Here is a 23244-nt window from a genome sequence, read left to right as displayed (position 1 = left end):
GAGAGTGGCGTGATTATTCCGCACCGGCAGGGAAAATTTGTTTTTTATCGGGTAACGGGAAAGATTACAAGGTTGATGCCTCGTTTCTTTGAATATTTAGATAAAAATAATAATTAAGCAAATAAAAAACAGGTCCAGAACGAACCTGTTTTTTATTTGCTTAATAGTTGATACTAGATTTTAGTACCAACCGTGTGATTCCCAGAAACGCTGAGCGTTTACCCAAGAACCGTACCGGCTAGCAACGTACTGGTTAGCAACGGCGTCCTGATGAGCTGGTGAGTAGTCACCGCCAAGGTAGCTGGCGCTTAACTGGTACTTACCAATGTACTGACCGTTCCGAGCATTGTAGTTACCGCCTGATTCGCGAGCAACGATCCATGCCTGGGCAGCTGCTTCAGAACCGGATAACTGCTGACTGCCGTTATCACTCTGCGTGTTGGCAACTTGGTTATTGTTCTGGCTCTGACCTTGACTTTGGCTCTGGTTATTAGTAGCAGTAGCGGCGGCGTTGTTAGCCTGACCATTGTTCTGGTTGCTTGTTTGAGATTGGCTGTTGTTTCCAATTTGAAGCTGTTGTCCAACGTAAATTAGGTTAGCGTTGGAAATGTGGTTTTGCTTAACGATTTCGTCAACTGTTGTGTTGTACTTTTGAGCTAATGCTGAAAGCGTGTCACCCGCCTTAACGGTTACCGTGTCGGCCTTTGCAACGGCGCTAACGGCAAAAACTCCACCTAATGCTGCTACAGATGCAAGTGTCTTCTTTAAATTCATAAAATATCTTCACTCCTGTAATGTTTGATACTTGCTAAACATCTTACTCATTCGGGATATCGTTCCCCCGAACCAACAATTCATAGTATACGGGCGGAAGGTGACACTCATGTAGCAGCTAAATTACGAAATTAGTTGTTCTTGTAATATTCCTCCATATTTGTAATATTTTGTAACGAAAACGGGTTTTGTTAAGACCTATTTAATAAATAAAGGGGTATTGGGGTAGGTGTACGGTATAATAGGGACAAAATGATTGGGGGATGGTCTAATTGGCACATATTCTTCTTATGAATGCGGGAAGTTCGTCGGTTAAGTGGAAATTATTTCGAATGAGTACGGAGGAGCTTTTGGCTCGGGGAGAAGTGGAGCGGATTAATCTTCCCCATTCAAAACTCACTATCAAATACGCCGGGAAGCAGGACGAAACGGTAGTTGATAATTTAACGTATGCAGCTGCTGCGCAGTTAATTATCGATAAGATTCAGGAATTAGGAATTACAACGCTGGATAAAATTTCATGTGTGGGTCACCGGGTAGTCGCAGGGGGCCATGAATTTGAGCATGCAATACGGGTCACTCCTAATCGGTTGAAAAAGATTATTGCAATGAGTGACTATGCCCCGCTTCATAACCCGATGGAGGCAAAGTACATTAAGTTAATGCAGCGGATTCTGCCAGCCGTTCCCCAGTATGCGGTTTTTGATAGTAAGTTCTTCTTGGGAATGCCAGAAATGAATGCTATTTATAGTCTTCCTTATAGGTATACCGAAAAATACCATATTCGCCGGTACGGAGAGCATGGAATTAGCCATGAATATTTGATGAACCGGGTGGCAACCCTCCTTAAACGGGATGTCCGTGACCTCCGCATTATTACCCTCCACCTTGGTGGCGGCGCATCAATTACCGCCGAGCGTGATGGCCACGCCTTTGACACATCAATGGGCTTCACGCCCCTTGATGGAATTACGATGGGAACCCGAAGTGGGGATATTGATCCCGAAATTGTTCCTTTTTTAATGGATAAATTGGGAAAAACAGCCCGGGAGGTACTTGATCTTCTTAATAAGGAATCAGGAATGTATGGAATTTCTGGGGTTTCATCGGATATGCGGGATATTATGGCGCAGTATAAAACTAATAAACGGGCTAAGTTAGCCGTGGATGTCTTTATCAACCGAATTGTCAAATTTGTGGGTGGTTATGCCGTGGAAATGGGCGGTGTAGATGCCATTGCCTTTGCGGGTGGAATCGGCGAAAATGATGCTTACGTTCGACGGGAAGTGTGCCATCAACTTGCACTTCTTGGAATTAAACTTGACCCTGAAAAGAATAAGCAATTAAATCATGGGGGCGAAGGATTGATTTCAACGCCGGATTCGACAGTCCGGGTTTTCCTTGTTCCAACGAACGAAGAGTTGTTTATGGTCCAACAGATTAAGGCAGAACAGCAGCGCGAACGGGGTACAAACCATTAATTATCAAGATAGCGTATAATAACCGGATTATCCTTATTGAGGATGATCTGGTTATTGACTAATTTGCAGGGTTAGTAACCCCCAAGATATCGTGGGGGCTCATGTACCGGGTACGCATAATAATTTCGGTAATTTGCTGGGGCGGCTCGGGGTTATCCTTAGTTAGCCATAGTTTAATGATGTCAAGAATCTGAGAAATGATAATTTCATGCGCGTAATCGTTAGGGATGGCGGTTGTCATCTGGTGGTTACCCTTGATAATGTCAAGGTCTTTATCAATGATATCAATTAGCCAGTGCTTAATTTTATCCTCAAAATGAGGATCTCCGTTGGGACCGAGAAGGGCCTTAGCAAGGTCGAACTCTTCGTAGATATAATCCACAATCTTATTAACCGTTGCGTACAGTTTCATTTGGGATTCAGTCGTTGTTACGCCGTCTTTTGGTAAGTGTTTGATGAAACCATCATTTAACGAAGCGGCAATTTCCGTGAGGATGGTTTGTTCGTAGTAACTAACCAACGCCGGTTTATCCACGAAGTGTTTGTAGAACGTACTGCGATTAATATTTGCTGCCTGAGTAATATCCTTGACGGTAACGCGACTGAGGCCCTTTTCATTTACCAGGTAAATGAAGGCGGCCTTGATTTTTCGCTGGGTTGTTACGATTTTTCCATGAACTGTCATATGTATTCCCCCTCGCTACGTTTATCCTACCATGTTCTTTCTTTAAAACAACACATTGTTGCCCAAAAAAGTATTAACCATGAAGATTAAGGCAACACTTTTGCTGATTTTGTCCGTTGTCGCAGGTTTATAATCGCGTTATCATGTACGTGAAAAGCAACACTGTGTTTATTTCACAAGAAACAGTGAAAAGGAAAGAAAGGAGAATATCATGAACGAACAAAATCAACGGCATAAACGGCGTTACGTTGCTCAGGCGCTGGTCTGGATTGTTTTGCTCCTTGCGGGACTTTTCATGATGCCAAATATTAATGCGTTGGTGCGAGAAAAGGGACAAATTAAGCTTCCGGCATCAGCGAATAGTCAGGTAGCCCAGGTGATTCAAAACCATTGGGGTCATCATATGGATAATACGCGGGAAGTTGTTGTAGTGTTTAATAACGGTAATGATAAGCTAAGTGCCCAGCAGAAACACCGAATTAACACAACAATTTCATACCTTAAGGCACACAAACAGCGCTACCACATTAAGGCGATGACGGCGCCGAATGAAAATGAGTATACGAAAAAGCAGTTGATTTCCAAGGACAAGACAACGGAACTTCTGCAATTAAATGTCGATAAGAAGGAACCCGTTGCTCAGATGCGCCAAAGGCTTGAACGGGGCGCAAAAACCGCGGGGGTAAAAACCTACGTTACCGGTGCGGACATCTTACAGGACGACTTTGACGCTGAGACAGAAGAAGGAATTAAGAAGACGGAGTTAATCACCATTATCTTTATCTTCATTGTATTGGCGTACGTCTTTCGCTCTCCGCTTACCCCGATTTTCTCACTCCTTTCAGTGGGAATTTCATTTTTGATTTCATTGAGCGTAGTAATGAATTTCGCCAAGCATTTTGGATTTCCGCTATCAAACTTTACCCAGGTCTTTATGGTGGTGGTGCTCTTTGGGATTGGAACGGATTATAATATCCTGCTGTTTGACCAGTTTAAGGAGGAACTCAGTAAGGGCCTTGATCGGGTAACGGCGACCCGCAATGCGTTGAAGGTGGCAGGTCATACGATCCTGATGAGTGGGTCCACCGTTTTGATTGGGTTTGCGACGTTGGGGCTAGCAAAGTTTAGTATTTATAGGTCAACACTTGGGGTAGCCGTGGCCGTTGCGGTGCTCCTGCTGGCATTGCTTACGTTGAACCCATTCTTTATGGCGCTATTGGGGCAGAAGATTTTCTGGCCAACTAAGCAGTTTAACGGGTCCAGTAAAAGTAGGATGTGGCGGTGGATCTCGTCCAATGCGGTGAAGATGCCCCTTCTTGGACTCGGCGTTGCCATTTTATGTGCATTACCGTTTCTTTTATCTGGGAGTCATCCGCTGAACTACGATACACTTGTTGAACTGCGGGACACGCTTCCAGCCAAGGAAGGCTTCCGCGTTGTACAAAAACACTTCACCCCGGGGACCGCGGAGCCGACGACGTTGTATATCCGCACTAATCACCGGTTGGATAACGAAAAAGACCTGCGGGAAATTGATGCGCTCGCTCAGAGACTGCAACGGGTTCCGGGAGTTAAGACGGTTGCAACGGTAACGGAACCTGGTGGCAGTCGGATTAAACAGCTGTACGTTAAGAATCAGTTAGGAACAATCACAAGCGGGATGAAGGACGCCCGGAAGGGATTGAATCAGATTAGTAATGGTTTGAACGGAGCAGTTGCCCAGATGCAAGGCGCTAACCTCCAGGGGGGCATTGACGGGGTTAACATGCTGGCCGCTGGTTCTAATCAGTTATTAAACGGGAGTGAGCAACTTCAGGCTGGGGCCAATGCGTTGGCAAACGGGGCCGGGACGCTTGGTAACGGCCTTAACCTGTTGAACGCCCAGCAGGGAGCTATTCAAAACGGAACGGGACAGTTGGTTAATAGTATTGGCCAACTGCAGAATGGAGCCAGCCAGGTGGCTAACGGCTTGAGTCAGGTTCAACAGCAGGTTCAATCACAGTTAAATCCCCAACAGTTAAGTCAGTTAAATGCAGCGCTTAATTCGATGAACAGTGCGCTCAGTGCGTTAAATAACATGCCCGATATGGGAAAGGTCCAGCAAACTGCTCAATCCCTTGAACAGAACAGTAACCAGGCGAAAAACGACGCGGCTACCTTACAGCAGGCCCTTAGCAAGATGGGCGGTAGTGGAGTTGATACCAATCAGGTGGCTAATCAGGTAGCGGGAGCGGTTTCTGGATTATCCCCGCAACAAAAACAGCAGCTGCAAGGTGCTTTGCAGCAAGCTGTTGGCCAGATGCAGCAACAAAACAGTGGGGCTATTAATAACGCTAAGTCGGCGGCCCAGAACCTTCAAAACGATATGGGGAACGTTCAGCAGGCTGGAAGTCAGCTTTCCAGTCAACTGAACACCCTGAAGAGTGCGAGTGACCAGTTGAATAACTTAAAGCAGCAGGCTAACGGGATGAACGTGGGTGCAATGCAGCAGCAACTGAATCAGCTCGAATCGTCGGCTAGCCAGTTATCCAGTGTTCTTGGTCAGTTACAAAACGGTTCTGCTCAGGTAGCAAATGGGCTTAGCCAACTCCAAAATGGAGCAAGCGGGATGCAAAACAGTCTCCAACAGTACACTAATGGGGTGGCAAGTGCGGCCGCTGGCGCTAACCAGCTTGAGAATGGGGCGGCACTCCTGGCAACTAAACAGGGTGAGTTGACGGCTGGATTAGTCACGCTAAACGATGGGGTTACCCAGATGGCAACGGAGATGCAGGGTCTCCTTGGTCAGATGCAGCAGCTTGAGTATGGGTTACAAACGGCAAGTGCTGGTGCCCAGAAGATCAACGACGGCGTTGGGGCGGCTAATAGTTATCTGACAGGATTAAAGAATTCTGCTGCGGCAGATACGTACTACGTGCCAAAGAATGTTTTGCGGAGTAAGACGTATAAGACGGCAAAGGATGCGTACTTATCAGCCGATAAGAAGGCCGTTAAGTTTACGATTATTCTGGACATGAACCCGAGTTCATTGCGGGCAATGCATAAGGTTGATGAACTGCGGGCAATCGTTAACCAATCAGTGAAGGGGACGCCACTTGCTGGGGCAACCGTTGCTTTAGGCGGACAATCCGCCAAGACAAACGTTACGCATAAGGTAGCACAAAGTGACTTTATGCGGACAGCAGCGATCATGCTAACGGGAATTCTTCTGGCACTGATGGTAATTACCCGGTCGGTTCTCCAGCCGTTTTACATCATTGGAACCCTTCTCTTGGCGTACGTCATGGCGTTAAACATTACGCGGTGGATTAGCGCCATAACGATGGGTCATTCAATGTTGACCTGGAATACACCATTCTTCGGCTTTGTTGTTCTTGTCGCGTTGGGAGTTGATTATAGTATCTTCCTGATGATGCGGTACCGTGAATTTGATATGGGTTCGGCAACGCCAGCTAAACGGATTGTGACGGCGGCCTTAGAAATCGGAGCGGTAGTCATTTCCGCGGCTGCCATCCTGAGTGGGACGTTTGCCGCGTTGATTCCATCAGGTGTGCTGACGTTGATTCAGGTAGCCCTTGTGGTAATTATTGGGTTAATTATTCTGGTCTTTGCCATTCCACTAATTATCCCGAGCCTGTTACGGTTGACGTATCCGCTCACGGACCGGATGGAAAAGGAAGCCGAGGTTGTGCGGCGCCGGAAAAGGTAGTTAACGTGAATTAAGGGATATAATCTAAAGGGACCAGCAAAGCAGCTGGTCTTTTTTAGGAGTTAAAATCGTTTTTGAAGAATTCTAATTTTATGAGCAAAGTGCTGTGCATGCCGCGTAATTTTGCTTACAATATACCGAGAGAAACTGAAAAAAGTGGGGGATTTAGATGCAAGGAGAACGGCTCGCGCGCGCGTACGTATATTTTTTTGGTTCATTTGGAGGGATTCTATTTGGATATGATATTGGGGTAATGACCGGAGCCCTGCCATTTCTCCAGCTTGATTGGCACATGCATAACGCGCTGATCATCGGGATGATTACGTCGTCGCTGATGTTTGGGGCAATCTTTGGGGGGTTATTAGCTGGTCGGTGGGCAGACCGGTATGGCCGTAAAACCATGATCACCGTAGCAGCAACGGTTTTTGCCTGTGGCTCCCTTATTTCGGCAGTTGTTCCGAATGATGGGGGATGGTTATTGATTGCTGTTCGAATTATTCTTGGATTATCCGTGGGGGCCCTCTCGGCGATTGTCCCGGCATACATGGCTGAGATGGCACCAGCTCGGTTACGGGGACGGATGACGGGAATTAATTTCACCATGATTGCAGCGGGGACGTTACTGTCGTACGTGGTTGATTATTGCTTGAAGGACTTACCCGCCTCCTTCGCATGGCGGGCAATGCTTGGAATGGCGGCTGTTCCGGCGTTGGTTCTTTTGGTTGGAAGTTTGAAGTTACCAGCAACGCCCCGCTTTTTGATGGTTCAAGGGAACCGTGCGGCCGCTACCAAGGTTTTGCGGGTAATGCAGCCCGATGCAAACATTGATGCGGAGATTGCAACGATTCAGCAGGTCAGTGTGCAAGATGCGACTGAGCGCGCTCTTCCGTATGGCCAAATGCTGACGGGAAAATATCGTGCATTGGTAATTGCGGGTGTCGGCGTTGCGGGATTGCAACAGTTTATCGGAGTAAATGCGATTTTTTACTACATTCCGTTAATCGTGGCCCAAGCAACGGGGCATGCGGCAGCATCTAACCTAATGTGGCCTGTGATTGAGGGACTGATTCTTTTGGGAGCATCGTTTGTTTTCCTGGCTATTGCGAGTCACTTTAACCGGCGAACCCTCCTGATTTTTGGCGGTGTTGGGATGGGGCTAGCATTTGTTCTCCCAGTAGTGATTAACTGGCTTTGGCCACACGCTAATCCATTAATTACGTTAGTTCTGCTATGTATTTACGTCGCGTTTTACGGGTTTACGTGGGCGCCGTTAACGTGGGTGTTGGTTGGCGAAATTTTTCCATTGGCTGTTCGCGGAAAGGCATCAGGCTTAGCGTCCGCCCTTAATTGGGTAGGAGCGTTTGTCGTTGGGCTTGTTTTTCCGGTAATGACGGCAATAATGAAGCAGGCGACTGTTTTTGGAATCTTTGGATTAGTCTGTTTTGCAGCGGTCCTCTTTGTTTGGCTGGTTGTTCCGGAAACAAAGGGCCATACGTTAGAGGAAATTGAGCAGCAGTACATGAAGGGAAAAGGGTAATTAAAAAGGGCCCTTGAGTAAAAGTAAACGAGCGCGGCGGAAGTAGAAACCCGAATTTATAGTTCGGGTTTTAAACTTCCAGCGTGCTCGTTTTTTCGTATTTATTGTTTTAAACAGCAATTACCAGCGGTAAGTCCGTCGATAGCGGTGATAGTGATGCCGTATATTTCCATGAACCCGGTAATGGTCATAGTGGGGTGCTTCTGGCGGTGTTGGGATGGTCATTGCTGGATCACTGGTTGATGTTCCGTCCTGATAGTTAAACTGATAACCGGGCTGGACGTTATACAGGTAAACGTTAAAGTTAAGGCCGTTTGAGCCAATCGCTTGCATCCATACTCCCTTTGCCATCAAATCATTCCCCTGAAAGATGGGCTGTACCCGGTAAATAACCCGGGCACCGTCCCGGAGGGCATGCCGCACTTTTTCTTCATAAATTGTCTGGAGTTTTTGATTGCAAAATGCTGTTTGGGTAAAGAGGTTACGTGGGTTATTCTGGTCTCCTGATTGTTGACCGGGATCATACTGACCCGTAGTTGCAATGCCCTTTGAAAGTGAATAGGCAATGATGTGCCCACGGTTTAGAATTGCCGTGTGGTGGCGGTTAAATTTCTGGTGCCAACCGGTGGGTTTGACTGTTTGCCGTTCCCGTAATTGGTCATTTGCCACGTTACGCGGTAGTAACATGGCAGTTGCGGGCGCCGCTGTCCGGTTAAGTTGATCAAGGTGGCTGTACTCAACATGGTTAGAATGCCAGTCGTTTAGTGACAGGGTGGCTTTTCCCCCGTTAACCTGGACAACCGGGGAGGTTCCTGGGTGGTAGTCAAGGCTTGCAAGGTGTGTCGCTGTTGAAATATCACTGGTAGCAGAAACAGAAGTAATTGTTGGCCGGGAAATCCCCGGAATAGTAGCGGTAATAGTTCCTCCAAGAATTGTTAGGAGGACAAGTGATGCCGTGGTAATTCGCCCAAGCCAGTTGTGTTTTTTTCTCATACTTAGTTTCTCCCTATTTATGACTATCGCGCGGTTCACAAATCACTGTCCAGATGCTTTGGGGGGCAACACGGAATTTATTAGTCGGAAACATCAGGACAACTAATTCAAGAATGAAGATTACCGTAAAAACAACCCCGGAAAAAAGACGCACGAGGTACATTGCGCAGAAGAAGAGAATGACTGCGTTCAGGCTGAAGCCTACATCACGGAGACGGCGTGCTACCAGGCTAAGGGAGGCCAGGCAGTTGGCGGCAAAGAAAACGGTGATGATAAGCATTGCAACGGTGATGAGTAGACTTGAGTGCCCCCATGAGAACCATTTAATAATTGCAAAAACAATGGCGATAGGAAGGAGAATTAACTGGGTGTACCAGAATTTTTTCCTGCTAACCGGGTTGCGCCAGTTCAAGATATACCGAAAAGCATCAGTCCACACGTGAAAAATATTCTGAAACATAGTAATTGGGCTCCTTTAGTAAATGATAACTAACTTCCATTTTACCAGAGATTTCAACTGACCGATGCTATTATGTAAAACCACCGGAAAGCCCGGTGGTTCGGTTCCACTGTGGAAGTGTAATTACTGGGAAGATGACTGGCGCAGCTTTACCTTACATCGGTAAATGAGACTGTAAACTGATGAACGGGAGCATTGCATTTGCCGTGCAAGGGTTGAGACGGAACAGTGGGGTTCTGTCAGAAAGTTCCGTAAAAGGAACGCTTCCCGGACATTCAACTGTTCCGTATAAAGTCGAAGCCATTCGCGCAGGATAACAATATCCTCAGCGGATGATGCGTGTGCAATGGTATCGCTGGGGTGAATCCCCCTGGTATCAACAAAATGTTCAAGCGACGTTGTTGCAAACGCAACTCCTCTTTTTTGCGTGTGGGCTTCACGGATTAATCCAGCAATGCAGTGCGCAAGACAAACCCGAAAATATGCCCCAAACGAGACATCGTTTGTTAATGAAAAGGAAGTCACGGCCCGCCAGCAGACGATGCGGGCCTCTTGTTCAAGATCGTCCCAGTCATAGCCAGGAATAAAACGTACCCGGCTTAACATACTGCGAACCAGCGGAGAATACTGGTCAAACAGTGCGTTGAAATTAGCACTAGTTGGTGATGCATAGTAAGCCCAAAGCTGCAAATCGGCACGGGTGTTTGCCATAAGACCCTCCATGTGTGGAACCGTGGCTTAAATATAAGGGTTCTAGTGGAGAAGTGATAGTCAAAAATGAGCATGAATTGTGATTTTTTAATGAGAATAGTGGGGGAATTTTAGTTTTGGATAAAAAGAAACCGCTCCTTGCGTAACGCCATAACAGCGGTGCAAAAAACGGCCATCGTATTAATCATTAAAGCTACCTATCGGGTTTGAACCGACGACCCCCACCTTACCATGGTGATGCTCTACCTACTGAGCTAAGGTAGCATAATCAAGTACCATAAAAGTATATTATATTTAGGATTCTTTTGCAATAAGGAATTTTAATTCCCCCTAAAATTCGTTATAATAGGGGTAATCCTAATGAAGCGAAGGAAGTAGCGGGGCCAGTGACAGAGAGAAACGGGTGTTGAAAAGTTTCGTGGTCAAGCGAAGTGGGTTCGTGAGGGTAGAAAATAGATAACGTAAAGAGTGGCGGGATTTTCCCGCAACGTAGGTGGTACCACGCGGCAGCGTCCTATGGATGGACGCTGTCGTTTTTTACTTAAGGAGGAGATACGATGGGTGAACAAAAGCAGGTAATTTTAACGGGGGACCGCCCGACCGGAAAGCTTCACATCGGTCATTACATTGGTTCGTTAAAGAAGCGGGTTGAATTACAAAACACGGGGAAGTACGAGCCGTTTATCATGATTGCTGACCAGCAAGCCCTTACTGATAACGCCCGTGATCCGGAAAAAATCCGGCGTTCATTAACGGAGGTTGCTTTGGATTACCTAGCCGTTGGGATTGATCCTGCGAAGACCACTATTTTTGTGCAATCGCAGATTCCGGCTCTTTCGGAGTTAAACCTGTATTACCTGAACCTAGTAACGGTTTCCCGGTTGGAGCGAAACCCTACGGTAAAGGCGGAAATTAAGCAAAAGGATTTTGAACGGTCTATTCCAGCAGGGTTCTTCACTTATCCGGTAAGTCAGGCTGCTGATATTACGGCATTTAAGGCTAGTTTGGTTCCGGTCGGGGATGATCAGGAGCCGATGCTTGAACAAACGCGTGAAATTGTTCGTAGTTTTAATTCAATTTATGGTGATGTGTTGGTTGAACCACAGGGGATCTTCCCGCCCAAGGGTTCTGGACGGCTGCCGGGGTTAGATGGTAATGCAAAGATGAGTAAATCATTGAACAATGCCATTTATCTGGCAGATGATGCTGACACGCTTCGGAAGAAGGTTATGTCAATGTACACTGATCCTACCCATGTTCACGTTGAGGATCCTGGCCACATTGAGGGGAACATGGTCTTTACCTATTTGGATATCTTTGCGGATGATCAGGAGAAGGTTGCCGAGTTAAAGGCCCAGTATCAACACGGGGGGCTTGGTGATGTGAAGATTAAACGTTACCTGAATGAAGTGCTCGAAGACGTCTTAGCGCCAATCCGGCAACGGCGGCAGGAGTTCGCGCGGGACATGAGTGCCGTGTATGCCATCCTTAAAAAAGGGAGTGCCCGAGCAAACGAGGTGGCGAACCAGACGCTTGCGGAAGTGCGGCGGGCAATCGGAGTTAACTACTTCGATTAATGGAGGCAGCAAATGAAAAACTTGGTAATTTTAGACTTTGGTTCTAATTCGACCCGTCTTGCCGTTTATACGCAGCAACCAACTGGGGACTGGCAGGAAACGCTTCGGAGAAAACAAATGACCCGGTTGGCTGCAGGAATGGGAATGACCCAAAAGCTTCAACCAGAAGCAATTGACCGGGTGATGGCAACGGTCTGCGAATATCAGCAAGAATATACGCAACTTTCCGATTACCGGGTTGTGGCAATTGCAACAGCCGCAGTGCGGAATGCGCGGAATCCGGAGGCACTGGTGACGCGCGTTGAGGAACAAACCGGGTGCACTATTCGAATCCTCAGCGGGGAAGAAGAGGCCCGTTACGATTTCCTTGGGGTGGTTAACACGTTGGGAGTGCGTGACTTTATTATGTGTGATATGGGCGGCGGTAGCTTTGAGGTGGCCGTGGGAGCGAATTGCCAACTTTTGGGGTGTGCGAGCGTTCCTTGGGGGGCGGTTAGCATGAGCGAGCGGTTTGGGTTACAAGACCGCGTGACCGGGCAACAACTTGCCCAACTCCAACGTCTATTAAGCACTCAGTTAAATCAATTTCGGTGGCTGCAGCAGGGCTTTGGGAAACCAATTGTTTTAATTGGGGGAACGAATCGGGTTGTTACGCGTTATGAATTGAATGATATGAATGCTTCAAACCAGCAACTCCACGGGGTAACGGTGGCGCCAGCGACGATTCTTGACTTATACGAGCAGTGGTTAGGTGTCGGGATCGATGAACGACGGCGACTTCTGGGGGCTGAAGGTGACCGGGCAGATATTATTTTAGGCGGCCTTACCCCGGTTGTTCAACTAATTGAACGCCTTTGCCCAGCAAAGGTGCTTTTCTCAGAAAGCGGTGTTCGTGAGGGGCTACTCGCCGAGTTAACTGCCGGTGATGTAACTGGGAAGTAGGCTTAGGTAATAGTAATAAAAGAATCCCGGAAGAACAGTAATCTTCCGGGATTCTTTTATTTGTCTAGTTTAGTTTGTTTGAATTTATTTAGATTCTGCTGTGTTGGTTTTAAGTTCTGCCACTTCTTGGATAAGAACGCCTTGTTCATGTGATAGTGGGGGGTTGGCTGTTTATGATCGATAAAGCCGCTAACCTTTTTATCAAATGCAACCCAACCAGCATAACCAATATGAATTGTATCGTTCATAAAGGCCGGCTTACTCCCATCACGGGAGAAGTCCACAATATTGTTGAACCCTTGCTGTTGCAATTGGAACTTAATTTTGGCTACTGACTGGTAGTACATCTTCATCGGCAAGCCAGTGTAGGCTTCCCATTTAGTGTTAACCGGTTGAATGACAAAAATAACGTTCGTATGCGTCTTTTTAAATTGGTGCAGGACCGTTTGGAAGTCGCTGAATTCAACTGATTGTGTATAGTTAAAATGTTTTTGCTCGCCCTTTAAATCCGGGAGAACATCCTTAATTTCATTATTGTAAAACTGGTTATTGATCCCGAACCGGTTATTTGATGTTTCTGGCTTAGCATCGCGTTGAGCCTGTTTAATTAAAGCATCATAGTTGTACCTTGACGGAAGCTGGTTAACCTTCGGTTTAATCCGGGTTTCATAATTGTTATTTAACGAAATTTCAGAGAACAGCGCATCCTCGTGTTTTAAGAAGTTAATGCGAAGGTTGATTACTGTCTTATCCAGACCAGACAGCGACTGACCATTTGCAATTCGCTTGCAGTAAACAGCAGTCATGTTGTCCGTTCCGATTAGCTTGATGATCCGCTTGGCAACGTACCGGTCATACCGGGAATGTGGGTTAGCTTGGCGTAACCACATGAGGTTTTGCAAAATTCCGTTGTACATCTGGAAAGCCCCCGGCTTAATTCCACCCTTAACGAACCACTGAGGGGAGACAACAAAGACGACTTTCCGTCCTTGCATTTCCTTTGGCATCATCGCCATGTTCATGTACTGTGGAAGGGACTGGGCGCCCTTCTTACCGAAGAAAAACGGGGTGTAGCCATGATACCGGGCAGCCATTACAGCTGGGTGGTACCGGTCCATTCGGTTAAATTCACTTGATCCGAAGAACGGAACAAAGTTAGCCTTCTTGTCAGAAAGCGCCTCTACTTTAAGTGACTCGTTTTTCATTACCAGCGGACTAAGGGATACCGCCGCCTTTTTTTCGGTTAATAGGGAATGGTGGTTCCCAATGGGAAGAGAAAATAAGCCGACGATTAAGAGAACCGCAATAAGAACCGGGCCGAAGATCCGCCACAGTTTACGCTTAGTCATTTTGTAGTTCCTTGACCTTTCCGACAATTTTGTCAATTGTATTCCATTCGCTCCGGTCAAATTCCGAAACCGGGACGTTGATGTCGTATTTATCCTGTAGCGCTAATAGAAAACTAACCGTTGCCATTGAATCCATTAATCCTGATTCAAAGAGGTCCTGATTATTGTCAGCAAAATCCGCAGCGTCCCGTCCAGTTGCGTCAGCAAGAATGTTTTTAATGTCCTCTTCCATGATAAATCCCTCCATTTATAATTACACGTTTATTAATTAGAGTAACCGGGCACCCTTAAACCACAAGGTGTTGAGGAAACCACTAAACAATAAGAATGTTAGCATAACAAAGTTAAACGTAACAAAGATCGCAATGGCATTCGTAACCTTGTTATGCGGCATCTTCTTGAGGTGCTTACGTTTGAACCGACCCCACCAGTCGCAAACGGCTAGGGCGATCCCATGTAAGAGCCCGTATAAAATATAGTACCACGTTACACCATGCCAGAATCCCATGATTGTCATGTCCAGAATATAAGCAATTGCGGACAGAACGTTCCGGTTCTTGAACCACCTTTTTTTAGTTGCCATGAAGACAAACCGCATAAAGATGTAATCCCGGAACCAGAAGGACAGTGACATATGCCACCGGTTCCAGAATTCCTTAATGTTCTTTGATTTGAATGGTTTGTTGAAGTTCATTGGTGCTTCAACGCCCATAAAATAACTGAACGCTACGGCAAATAAGGAATACCCGGCAAAATTGAAGAACAGGTGCATCCCGTACAGGTACATGACGGCAACAACCCACCATGACATGTGGGGTGCATACTGCATTGCTTGCGCCTCGGCCGCTGGCAACCACACCGCCCCGAAGAAGTGATCGATAATGAAGTTATACAGCAATCCAAGGAACAGGTATTTAATCCCTTTTTGGACCAAGTCCATGTATTTTTCGCGGTCAGGGACCTTTTGGTAGTCCTTGGCAAACCGCCGGTACCGGTCAATCGGCCCGGAAGTGATGGTTGGCATGAACAGTGTAAACCGAACAAACGTCCACCACGAGAAATCTTTTACCATTCCGTCCCGGGTTTCAATTACCGTTCCGGTTGCCCGGAAAGTCATGTAACTGATTCCCATGAATCCTAATAAGGAGTCGTGTCCGACCATCGCGGGGGACACTTTCACAATAATTAAGGGAATGAGGGTTAGTAACGTAATTAGGTAGAAGACCCATGACTGGTTATGTTGCTGTCGGTAATGGTAGTACCACGTTACAATAATTGTTTGGTAAATGACGTACCCAATTAGGGAAATCATTTGGGGAGCGTTCGCCCCATCAAACATGACGAATAAAAACAGCGCACTGATGATTACTTCGTACCAATCAAAGCGTTTACCATAGTATAGCCCGATGCCCAACGGGATCAACGCAATCAGTAAAACCAGCAGATAGCCGGGAGTACCGTACGCAGAAAAACTGGGTAAACCTGATAACCAATGCATAATTGCCATTATGAGTTAGCCTCTTTGATTAGTGCCTTAACCGCAATCTTACCGTTAGCGGAGAGCGGGAATGAATCACGGTAGATAAATTGAGTGGGCATCATGTAATCCATGATTATTCCGTTCAAATCAGCACGAATTTGCTTTGTTAGTTCTTTTTCATCGACTGGCGTTTCTTTCGGGATGACGTAGGCAAGCAGGTGACTTACTTGACCATCCTTTGTATACCGCGGGACGGCCACTGCTTGTTTAATGTGGGGGCTCTTTTCTAGGCTGGCTCGGACTTCATCGAGTTCGACCCGGAAGCCGTGGAGCTTAATTTGGAAGTCCATTCGCCCCATGTGGTGAAGAAGGCCATCCGCATCCAAAACCCCGAGATCACCAGTATGGTATGCTGGTTGACCATTATATTCAAAGAACGCAGCCTTCGTTTTTTCAGGGTTATTCATGTACCCCCGAGCCACGCTGTCCCCAATAATGATTGATTCACCCTTTTCACCGGCAGGAAGAACCTGACCATTCTTCATAACAAGCATCTTAACCCCCGGTTTAGCGTATCCTACTGGGAGGCGGTCAAGCCCTTGAATGTTTTCCTTAGTTGGTTCGAAGGCTGTAACCGCAACGGCAGCCTCCGTTGGCCCGTACAGGTCAAAAATACGGGCGTTCGGGAACCGCTCGAGGAGGGCTTTCGTTGTTTTAACGGTTAGCTCTTCCCCGCACAGCAAGAACGTTTTAATCTCAGGCATCTTCTCTGCGTTGAAATCCTTACTTAAAAGGAGCATCTCTGCAAATGAGGGGGTTCCCGTAAAGACGTTAAATTTAAGTGTTGGTAGGACGGTAAAGAGCTTGGCAAAATTATCTACCGCCGCCTTCGGTAGGGCAATAACCTTCCCCCCCGTTAAAAGAGCAGGTAACCATGACATGTTTGAAATATCAAATGAGAACGGCGGTTGTCCCAGGTAGCTTGCACCTTCTGGAATGCCAAACGAATCGCTAAGTTCCCATTCAATGTATGACTTAATATTGTCATGCATTACCTCAACACCCTTTGGATTTCCGGTCGTTCCGGAGGTAAACAGGATGTAGAAAATGTCCTGACCGTTAATAGGGTTAGTAACCGTAAAATTTTGAGGTGTTGCAAGAATTTGTTTAAGGTCAGTGTTTTTGAGAACCTGCCCGTTAAAGTTTGTTAGTTCGGCGTGTGGAAATTCGTCAATTGCGATTGCCAATAAAGGGTTGGCCGTTGCAATAATCGAATCCATTCGCTCTAAGCCCGTCCCCGTTTCAACGGGAATATACGGGTGACCAGTTTTAATGGCGGCCGTAAAGGCAACAATCATCTCAAATTGATGGTCACCATATACGAGGATGGGGCTCTTTTCCGGAAACTTCTGGTTGGTAATCCACGCAGCTAAGGCATTGGATTGCTCGTAAAAGTCCTGGTAGGTATGTGTTACCCCAAGTTCGTCATAGGCGATTTTTTGGGGGTTGGCCTGGGCAACCCGGTCAAGTGTGTTAACAATATTTTCCAAGATAATCCTACTTTCCGAAACGGTCGAGCCGCTTCAAATACTTCCGTCCACACGGGTGAACGGTAATTAACATTGCTTAGAATTCATTATAAAGGAACGTAGCGCGACCAACGCCATAGTAGCCGTAGAGATATGCGAGTGCGAGGAGCACTGCAAAGAAAAAGGCGGTCTTTAAACAAAACGTCAATACTGGATGGGCATTGAGTGCCTTTAACATGTCCACAAACCCTCTTTCTGTGACGGTCTTTCATAAAAGATAGTAGTCTAACGCGTAAAATTATAACGCAAATGGCGGGGAATTAAAATTCTGATCAACACCCAAATAAATTGAACGGTTAGTTCTTTATCAATCAATAATTAATCCTAAGCACTATTGTTTGCTCATATCTCGCTGGAAGAATTGTTGCGAAAGCTTTGCAAGTGTTCCTTCGTTGCGGAGGTCGTCAATGGCGCGATTAACGGTCTGGGTGACTTGTTTGTGGTGGTACGTAACGGCGACGAGTTGCTGAGCATAAATCCCGTTCCCCTTAATCTGTTTAAGCACTTTTCCCCGCTCAGTTGTATTTGCTGGGTTCATTGGTTGGACTAAGCTGGGGTGATCCTTAAGGTAGTTGGTGTATTGAAAATTAGTTACAATCCCCGCCTGGACTTGGCCACGATTAATTGCTGAAATCAAGGCGTTCATTGATTGATATTGTTTAGGCCGAAAAACCAACCGGCGAAGGAGGGTTGCTTGGTTCCCGTTTTTAAGCATTCCAACTGCACATCCCGTCATTCCGGTGACGGTTGAGTGCTTGTTTGCAGTAGTAGTAAAAAGGACGTTTGTGGGGTACAGGTACGGGCTTGATGTGCTGTACTTGCCGTCTGGAAGATTAATCAGGTCCGTTGCACCTAGGGCGACCATTACCTTTCCGTGCCGAAGTCCTGCAAGGAGGTCCTCATCGGTCTGGTAAGTGATAAATTTCGGCTTCATTCCTGTTTTTTGGGCGATGGCCGTTCCAAGCTTAATATCGTATCCAGTAAGTTGCCCAGGTTGGCCGGCACAGTACGGTGAATTATTCATAACCGTTCCGATTGTTAATGTTTTAGACTTTGATTGTTGCCGGCCGCACGAGCATAGAATGAATACGCTTGCCAGCGTAACAATAATTGTTAACCATTTTTTTAGATGTTTCACGTTTCTGGCCTCCACCAAATGATCAATCTACCTATGCTATTATATAATGGAAATAATGGCTGAACTAGAGGAAAGATTAGCGTTTTTACTAAGGATCCGTTAAGGAGGACTGAAACGTGAAGGCGTTTAATAAGTATTATCAAAAAAAATGGACAGACCGCTTAGCTATTTTGAAGACAGGAATGTTACCTGAGACCGATTGTGCAACGTTGAAGAAGATGGCACGGACGCCGACGATTGGTGACACGATGATTGAAAATTATGTGACCGACTTTACGATTCCGGAAGGATTGGCGTTAAACTACGTTGTTAATAAAAAGGAATACGTTATTCCAATGGTTGTGGAAGAACCGTCCGTGATTGCCGCTAGTTGTAATGCAGCGGGAATCGTAAAGAAAGCGGGGGGCTTTCATGCGGAAGTTACCAGCCGGCAGATGATTGGCCAGGTAATTATAGAAAATGTCCGCGACGTCGTTTCCCTAAGCGGGAGTCTACAAAGCCACGCGGAGCAGTTAGTGGCGGTGGCTAATGCCGCCCACCCATCGCTGCAAAAGCGAGGCGGGGGGGCCCGCAATGTCCGTGTCCGGGCGCTAGATAATGATTTGGTGTCGCTGGATTTGATTGTTGATACCTTAGAAGCAATGGGAGCCAACATGATGAATACCATGCTGGAAGCCGTGGCAACGTATATTCGGCAACAGTTTGATCAGGATGTCTTAATGAGTATCCTCTCTAACTACACGACCCAGTGTCTTGTTACAGCAACGTGTTGCGTACCCGTTGAGCTGCTAACGAAACGGCAGGTTGATGGCGCTCAGGCGGCGGTTAAGATTGCGATGGCCAGCCGAGTAGCACAGTTAGATCCGTACCGGGCAGTCACCCATAATAAGGGAATTATGAACGGGGTGGATGCTGTGGTGATTGCTACTGGGAATGATTGGCGGGCAATTGAGGGGGCAGCGCATGCCTATGCCTCCCGGGATGGTCATTATCGGGGGCTTTCCACGTGGGAAGTGGTTGATAATGAATTGTGTGGACGGATTACCATTCCTATGCCGGTAGGAACCGTTGGGGGATCAATTAAAATTGTTCCCCTAGTAAAGATTAACCATGAGTTGTTGCGGGTTAATGATGCGCGGGAACTAATGACGGTGATTACGACGGTTGGCTTAGGACAGAACTTGGCAGCATTATATGCCCTTGTAACGGAGGGAATTCAGCGTGGTCATATGCGACTCCAATTAAAGTCCCTCGCGCGTAGTGTGGGCGCTAGTGATGAGGAAATTCCAGCAGTAGTTGCCCGGATGACCGCCCAAAATACCCGGGATTCGGCAGGAGCCCAAGCGGCCCTTAAATGGGTGCGCGCTCACGCATAACTCCGGTTCAAAGCCGGACAGGGAACATGCTATAATGAAAATTAACTACATTAGTAACAATGATTAGCGGAGGAACAATCAGGATGAGCAAACAACCAACGTTTTACATTACAACGCCAATTTATTATCCATCGGGTCGGCTTCATATTGGGAATTCATATACGACCGTAGCGTGTGATATTTTAGCCCGCTACAAACGCCTGCAAGGATATGACGTTTTCTTCTTAACGGGGACGGATGAACATGGATTAAAAATCGAACAAAAAGCGGCTGCGCAGGGAAAGACACCGCAGGAATACGTTGATGGGATGGCGGCTGATATTAAGCAGTTATGGAAGAAGCTCGAAATTACTAACGATAAGTTTATCCGGACGACGGATGACTACCACGAGCGGGCCATTCAAAAGATTTTCCAACGTTTGCTTGATCAGGGTGATATCTACCTAGGAAAGTATCGGGGATGGTATTCTGTTTCTGATGAAGAATACTTTACCGAATCCCAGTTGGCTGAGGTATACCGCGATGATGACGGAAAAATGATTGGGGGGAAAGCGCCGTCTGGTCATGAAGTTAAACTCGTTGAGGAGGATTGCTACTTCTTTAAGATGAGTAAGTACGCTGATCGCCTCGTTCAGTATTACGACGAACATCCTGAGTTTATCCTTCCAGTATCCCGGAAAAAAGAGATGCTCAACAACTTCATTAAGCCAGGGCTTGAGGATCTGGCTATTACCCGGACGTCGTTTAACTGGGGAGTAAAGGTCCCTAATGACCCCCAGCACGTGGTGTACGTGTGGATTGATGCGCTGTGCAATTATATTACGGCGCTAGGTTATATGGGGAAGGATGACACGCTCTTCAAGAAGTTTTGGCCAGCTAATGTTCAGATGGTGGGGAAGGAGATTGTTCGTTTTCACACGATTTATTGGCCAATTATTTTAATGGCTTTGGATCTTCCGTTACCGGAACACATTGTGGGCCACGGTTGGCTTTTGATGAAGGACGGTAAGATGTCAAAGTCGAAGGGAAACGTCATCTATCCTGAACTAATTGTTGAGCGCTACGGGTTAGATGCCTTACGTTACTATCTGGCCCGGGCGCTGCCATTTGGTAATGATGGGATTTTCACTCCCGAAGACTTTATTGACCGGGTCAACTTTGACCTGGCAAATGATCTGGGGAACCTGTTAAACCGAACAGTTGCCATGATTAATAAGTACCGTAACGGGGTGCTTCCAGCTCTTCATCACAAAGTTACACCGGTTGATAATGATCTGGAGAAGGTTGCAGCGGCATCCTTTGCGGCGTACCAGCGGGAAATGGACCGGTATCACTTCGCAGATGCTTTAGCGGCAGTCTGGCAGTTAATTAACCGGACAAACAAGTACATTGACGAGACGGAACCATGGAAGTTGGCAAAGGATGATAACGCCCAGGATCAGCTTGATAGCGTATTAGCCCACCTCACGGCAAGTTTGCGGTTTGCGGCCATTATGCTTCAACCAGTAATGACACACGCGCCCCAGGAGATTTTTGCACAGCTTGGGCTACCAACGGATCAGGTAATGTTGACGGATGCCAAGTACGATGATCTTCCGGCAGGCGAACATGTTGTTGCTAAGGGAACACCACTTTTTCCGCGCTTAGACGTTGATGAAGAGGTTGCGTACCTTAAAGGGAAGATGAGTAAGGACGAGAAGGCGAAGGGGCGGAAGAATATGGCTCATGCGAAGCAGGGCGATTTTGATCCGCAAAAGACGACGTTGACCCTTACCAAGAAGGAAATTCGGTTTGATAAGTTTGATAAGGTTGAACTTAAGGTGGTAGCAATTAAGGCGGTAAGCCGGGTCGCCAATGCGGATAAGCTTTTGAAATTCCGCGTTGACGCCGGCGATGAGGGCGACCGGCAAATTATTTCGGGGATTGCTGAATGGTACCCGGAGCCAGACAAGCTGGTTGGCAAAAAGGTAATCGCTGTTACTAACTTAAAGCCACGGGAAATGCGTGGGGAATTAAGCCAGGGGATGCTATTATCAGCAGAATTTGGCAATCAGGTTCAACTATTAACAGTGCCAGATGACGTTCCAGCCGGATCGCTGGTTAGTTAACATGCAAATTTTTGATTCACATACGCACATTAACGCTGATCAATTTGTGGGTGACCTGCCAGCAGTGGTCGAGCGTGCGCGGGCATTAGATGTAACCCACATGCTTGTACTAGGGGATAATAAGCGCACCAACGCGCGACTGATGACCATGCTTGAACAGTTTCCTCATATCTTTGGTGCGGCGGGATGTCATCCTGAGGATGCTTCTCAATATGACAAGGAATGGGAAGGTATGTTGCGGGAAATGGCGTTGCACCCGCGTTTTCGGGTCATTGGTGAAATTGGACTGGACTACCATTGCGCCGTTGACCACCGGCTGCAATGGCGGGTATTTGAAGCCCAGTTAACGTTAGCCGAGGAGCTAGGGCTGCCGGTAAGCATTCATAACCGGGATGCATTTGCGGATACGTATGCTATTTTACAAGACCATCAGCCCGCCCTCGTTGGCGGGGTAATGCATAGCTTTAACGGTGATGCTCAGTGGGCGAAGAAATTTTTAGCGTTAGGGTTTAACCTGTCGTATAGCGGAGTAGTAACGTTTCACGGTGCACCGGAGGTCCGGGAAGCGGCTCAGGTTACCCCGCTATCACGAATGCTAGTGGAAACGGATGCGCCTTACCTAACGCCAATGCCGTACCGGGATCGGATGAACGAGCCCGGAATGACCCGGTATACCGTCGAATACCTAGCACGGTTACGGGGAATACCAGCTGTGGTGCTTGCCCGGCAGACGTTTAACAATGCAATGAGGATGATTGAGAGTGGGAAACAGCAAGCAAATGAAAATTAAAGAAGTCATCGTAGTCGAAGGTAAGGATGACACCCGGCAAATTCACCGGGCAGTTGAGGCTGATACATTGGAAACGCGGGGCGCTGCCTTAAATGAAGAGACCCTTCACCAAATTAAGGTGTTAAACGCTCGGCGGGGAGTAATTGTCTTTACCGATCCGGATTATTCTGGTGAAAAGATTAGGAAGATGATTGCCCGTGAAGTTCCGGAAGTTAAACATGCCTTCCTGGAGCGCCGTGATGCTGTGCCCCATGGCCCGGGAAGCTTAGGTGTGGAACATGCTACTCCGGCGGCTATCCGTGCAGCCTTGCGGAATGTTTATACGGAAACTCCCGACGCGCCTACGGTTATTTCCCGGGAAATGCTGTTTGAGGCGGGGCTGATTGCTGGCAGAACCGCTAGGAAACGGCGGGAACGATTAGGCGATTTTCTGGGTATCGGGTACGTTAACGGAAAGCACTTATTAGAGCGGTTGCGGTTATTTCGAGTTACCCGGGAAGCTTTTAACCAGGCTGTACAACAACTGGACGAGGGGGACCAGTAGG

General features: G+C 47.1%; 20 protein-coding genes and 1 tRNA gene. 9 read left to right on the top strand and 12 right to left on the bottom strand.

The features are described 5' to 3' along the window. Positions 1-180: 180 nt before the first annotated feature. Positions 181-774: a LysM peptidoglycan-binding domain-containing protein gene (locus ACI3E1_RS04705; RefSeq protein WP_405024503.1), complete on the bottom strand. Its 594-nt coding sequence runs from the start codon at positions 772-774 to the stop codon at positions 181-183. Positions 775-1046: 272 nt separating this feature from the next. On the opposite strand from ACI3E1_RS04705, the gene ACI3E1_RS04700 reads away from it, so the two are divergent. Continuing rightward, entirely contained in the window at positions 1047-2255 is a 1209-nt protein-coding gene (locus ACI3E1_RS04700) for an acetate/propionate family kinase (RefSeq protein ID WP_405024502.1), read from the top strand. A gap of 58 nt (positions 2256-2313) precedes the next feature. Here the strand turns inward: ACI3E1_RS04700 and ACI3E1_RS04695 are convergent, their stop codons facing one another. Next, positions 2314-2940 (bottom strand): TetR/AcrR family transcriptional regulator, encoded by a 627-nt coding sequence (locus ACI3E1_RS04695; RefSeq protein WP_405024501.1) that lies wholly within the window; start codon positions 2938-2940, stop codon positions 2314-2316. A gap of 211 nt (positions 2941-3151) precedes the next feature. On the opposite strand from ACI3E1_RS04695, the gene ACI3E1_RS04690 reads away from it, so the two are divergent. Beyond that, entirely contained in the window at positions 3152-6649 is a 3498-nt protein-coding gene (locus ACI3E1_RS04690; protein WP_405024500.1) for an MMPL family transporter, read from the top strand. A 169-nt stretch (positions 6650-6818) separates the two neighbouring features. Beyond that, positions 6819-8186, top strand: a complete 1368-nt coding sequence (locus ACI3E1_RS04685) for a sugar porter family MFS transporter (RefSeq protein WP_405024499.1) — start codon at positions 6819-6821, stop codon at positions 8184-8186. A gap of 120 nt (positions 8187-8306) precedes the next feature. Here the strand turns inward: ACI3E1_RS04685 and ACI3E1_RS04680 are convergent, their stop codons facing one another. From ACI3E1_RS04680 to ACI3E1_RS04665, 4 genes are all read right to left on the bottom strand, one after another. Next, positions 8307-9179 (bottom strand): DNA/RNA non-specific endonuclease, encoded by an 873-nt coding sequence (locus tag ACI3E1_RS04680; RefSeq protein ID WP_405024498.1) that lies wholly within the window; start codon positions 9177-9179, stop codon positions 8307-8309. Between the two features lie 13 nt (positions 9180-9192). Beyond that, positions 9193-9639, bottom strand: a complete 447-nt coding sequence (locus ACI3E1_RS04675) for a DUF805 domain-containing protein (RefSeq protein ID WP_405024497.1) — start codon at positions 9637-9639, stop codon at positions 9193-9195. 123 nt (positions 9640-9762) lie between these two features. Next, positions 9763-10350 carry a sigma-70 family RNA polymerase sigma factor gene (locus ACI3E1_RS04670; protein ID WP_405024496.1) on the bottom strand — a complete coding sequence of 196 codons (588 nt, stop codon included), beginning with the start codon at positions 10348-10350 and terminating at the stop codon, positions 9763-9765. Positions 10351-10541: 191 nt separating this feature from the next. After that, positions 10542-10614, bottom strand: a tRNA-Thr gene (locus ACI3E1_RS04665). Positions 10615-10907: 293 nt separating this feature from the next. Here ACI3E1_RS04665 and trpS point away from each other — a divergent pair. Next, the gene (gene trpS / locus ACI3E1_RS04660; RefSeq protein ID WP_405024495.1) at positions 10908-11927 is read left to right on the top strand and encodes a tryptophan--tRNA ligase; all 1020 of its coding nucleotides are present in this window, start codon (positions 10908-10910) and stop codon (positions 11925-11927) included. Between the two features lie 12 nt (positions 11928-11939). Further along, a complete protein-coding gene (locus ACI3E1_RS04655; protein WP_405024494.1) occupies positions 11940-12869 on the top strand; it encodes an exopolyphosphatase in 930 nt (309 codons plus the stop codon). A 56-nt stretch (positions 12870-12925) separates the two neighbouring features. Here the strand turns inward: ACI3E1_RS04655 and dltD are convergent, their stop codons facing one another. The 6 genes from dltD to ACI3E1_RS04625 all read right to left on the bottom strand — a co-directional run bounded on the left by dltD (position 12926) and on the right by ACI3E1_RS04625 (position 18425). Beyond that, complete coding sequence (dltD, locus tag ACI3E1_RS04650) at positions 12926-14218, bottom strand: D-alanyl-lipoteichoic acid biosynthesis protein DltD (RefSeq protein WP_405024493.1); 1293 nt, start codon at positions 14216-14218, stop codon at positions 12926-12928. Then, positions 14211-14450 (bottom strand): D-alanine--poly(phosphoribitol) ligase subunit DltC, encoded by a 240-nt coding sequence (gene dltC / locus ACI3E1_RS04645; RefSeq protein WP_405024492.1) that lies wholly within the window; start codon positions 14448-14450, stop codon positions 14211-14213. Before dltC ends, dltD begins: the two co-directional genes overlap by 8 nt. 36 nt (positions 14451-14486) lie before the next feature. Then, entirely contained in the window at positions 14487-15725 is a 1239-nt protein-coding gene (gene dltB / locus ACI3E1_RS04640; protein WP_405024491.1) for a D-alanyl-lipoteichoic acid biosynthesis protein DltB, read from the bottom strand. Then, a complete protein-coding gene (gene dltA, locus ACI3E1_RS04635; RefSeq protein WP_405024609.1) occupies positions 15725-17251 on the bottom strand; it encodes a D-alanine--poly(phosphoribitol) ligase subunit DltA in 1527 nt (508 codons plus the stop codon). The genes dltB and dltA overlap by 1 nt, the downstream gene beginning before the upstream one ends. 73 nt (positions 17252-17324) lie before the next feature. After that, the gene (locus tag ACI3E1_RS04630) at positions 17325-17465 is read right to left on the bottom strand and encodes a teichoic acid D-Ala incorporation-associated protein DltX (RefSeq protein ID WP_405024490.1); all 141 of its coding nucleotides are present in this window, start codon (positions 17463-17465) and stop codon (positions 17325-17327) included. Positions 17466-17618: 153 nt separating this feature from the next. After that, positions 17619-18425 carry a transporter substrate-binding domain-containing protein gene (locus ACI3E1_RS04625; RefSeq protein WP_405024489.1) on the bottom strand — a complete coding sequence of 269 codons (807 nt, stop codon included), beginning with the start codon at positions 18423-18425 and terminating at the stop codon, positions 17619-17621. 116 nt (positions 18426-18541) lie between these two features. On the opposite strand from ACI3E1_RS04625, the gene ACI3E1_RS04620 reads away from it, so the two are divergent. From ACI3E1_RS04620 to rnmV, 4 genes are all read left to right on the top strand, one after another. Next, entirely contained in the window at positions 18542-19801 is a 1260-nt protein-coding gene (locus ACI3E1_RS04620) for a hydroxymethylglutaryl-CoA reductase, degradative (RefSeq protein ID WP_405024488.1), read from the top strand. A gap of 83 nt (positions 19802-19884) precedes the next feature. Further along, on the top strand, positions 19885-21909 hold the full coding sequence (gene metG, locus ACI3E1_RS04615) for a methionine--tRNA ligase (protein ID WP_405024487.1): 2025 nt from the start codon (positions 19885-19887) through the stop codon (positions 21907-21909). A gap of 1 nt (position 21910) precedes the next feature. Further along, complete coding sequence (locus ACI3E1_RS04610) at positions 21911-22699, top strand: TatD family hydrolase (protein ID WP_405024486.1); 789 nt, start codon at positions 21911-21913, stop codon at positions 22697-22699. Then, entirely contained in the window at positions 22689-23243 is a 555-nt protein-coding gene (gene rnmV, locus ACI3E1_RS04605) for a ribonuclease M5 (RefSeq protein ID WP_405024485.1), read from the top strand. The genes ACI3E1_RS04610 and rnmV overlap by 11 nt, the downstream gene beginning before the upstream one ends. The last annotated feature ends 1 nt before the right edge of the window (position 23244 follow it).

It is taken from the genome of Ligilactobacillus sp. LYQ139 (genome assembly GCF_045033025.1).
Classification (GTDB): Bacteria; Bacillota; Bacilli; order Lactobacillales; family Lactobacillaceae; genus Ligilactobacillus.
Note: the sequence above shows the minus strand (reverse complement) of the source record. Positions and strands in the feature narration are given on the sequence as shown.

Coding starts and splice junctions, on each gene's coding strand:
- ACI3E1_RS04705 (WP_405024503.1), bottom strand. CDS start 774: ATGAATTTAAAGAAGACACTTGCATCTGTAGCAGCATTAGGTGGAGTT.
- ACI3E1_RS04695 (WP_405024501.1), bottom strand. CDS start 2,940: ATGACAGTTCATGGAAAAATCGTAACAACCCAGCGAAAAATCAAGGCC.
- ACI3E1_RS04690 (WP_405024500.1), top strand. CDS start 3,152: ATGAACGAACAAAATCAACGGCATAAACGGCGTTACGTTGCTCAGGCG.
- ACI3E1_RS04685 (WP_405024499.1), top strand. CDS start 6,819: ATGCAAGGAGAACGGCTCGCGCGCGCGTACGTATATTTTTTTGGTTCA.
- ACI3E1_RS04680 (WP_405024498.1), bottom strand. CDS start 9,179: ATGAGAAAAAAACACAACTGGCTTGGGCGAATTACCACGGCATCACTT.
- ACI3E1_RS04675 (WP_405024497.1), bottom strand. CDS start 9,639: ATGTTTCAGAATATTTTTCACGTGTGGACTGATGCTTTTCGGTATATC.
- ACI3E1_RS04670 (WP_405024496.1), bottom strand. CDS start 10,350: ATGGCAAACACCCGTGCCGATTTGCAGCTTTGGGCTTACTATGCATCA.
- trpS (WP_405024495.1), top strand. CDS start 10,908: ATGGGTGAACAAAAGCAGGTAATTTTAACGGGGGACCGCCCGACCGGA.
- ACI3E1_RS04655 (WP_405024494.1), top strand. CDS start 11,940: ATGAAAAACTTGGTAATTTTAGACTTTGGTTCTAATTCGACCCGTCTT.
- dltD (WP_405024493.1), bottom strand. CDS start 14,218: ATGACTAAGCGTAAACTGTGGCGGATCTTCGGCCCGGTTCTTATTGCG.
- dltC (WP_405024492.1), bottom strand. CDS start 14,450: ATGGAAGAGGACATTAAAAACATTCTTGCTGACGCAACTGGACGGGAC.
- dltB (WP_405024491.1), bottom strand. CDS start 15,725: ATGGCAATTATGCATTGGTTATCAGGTTTACCCAGTTTTTCTGCGTAC.
- ACI3E1_RS04630 (WP_405024490.1), bottom strand. CDS start 17,465: ATGTTAAAGGCACTCAATGCCCATCCAGTATTGACGTTTTGTTTAAAG.
- metG (WP_405024487.1), top strand. CDS start 19,885: ATGAGCAAACAACCAACGTTTTACATTACAACGCCAATTTATTATCCA.
- ACI3E1_RS04610 (WP_405024486.1), top strand. CDS start 21,911: ATGCAAATTTTTGATTCACATACGCACATTAACGCTGATCAATTTGTG.
- rnmV (WP_405024485.1), top strand. CDS start 22,689: ATGAAAATTAAAGAAGTCATCGTAGTCGAAGGTAAGGATGACACCCGG.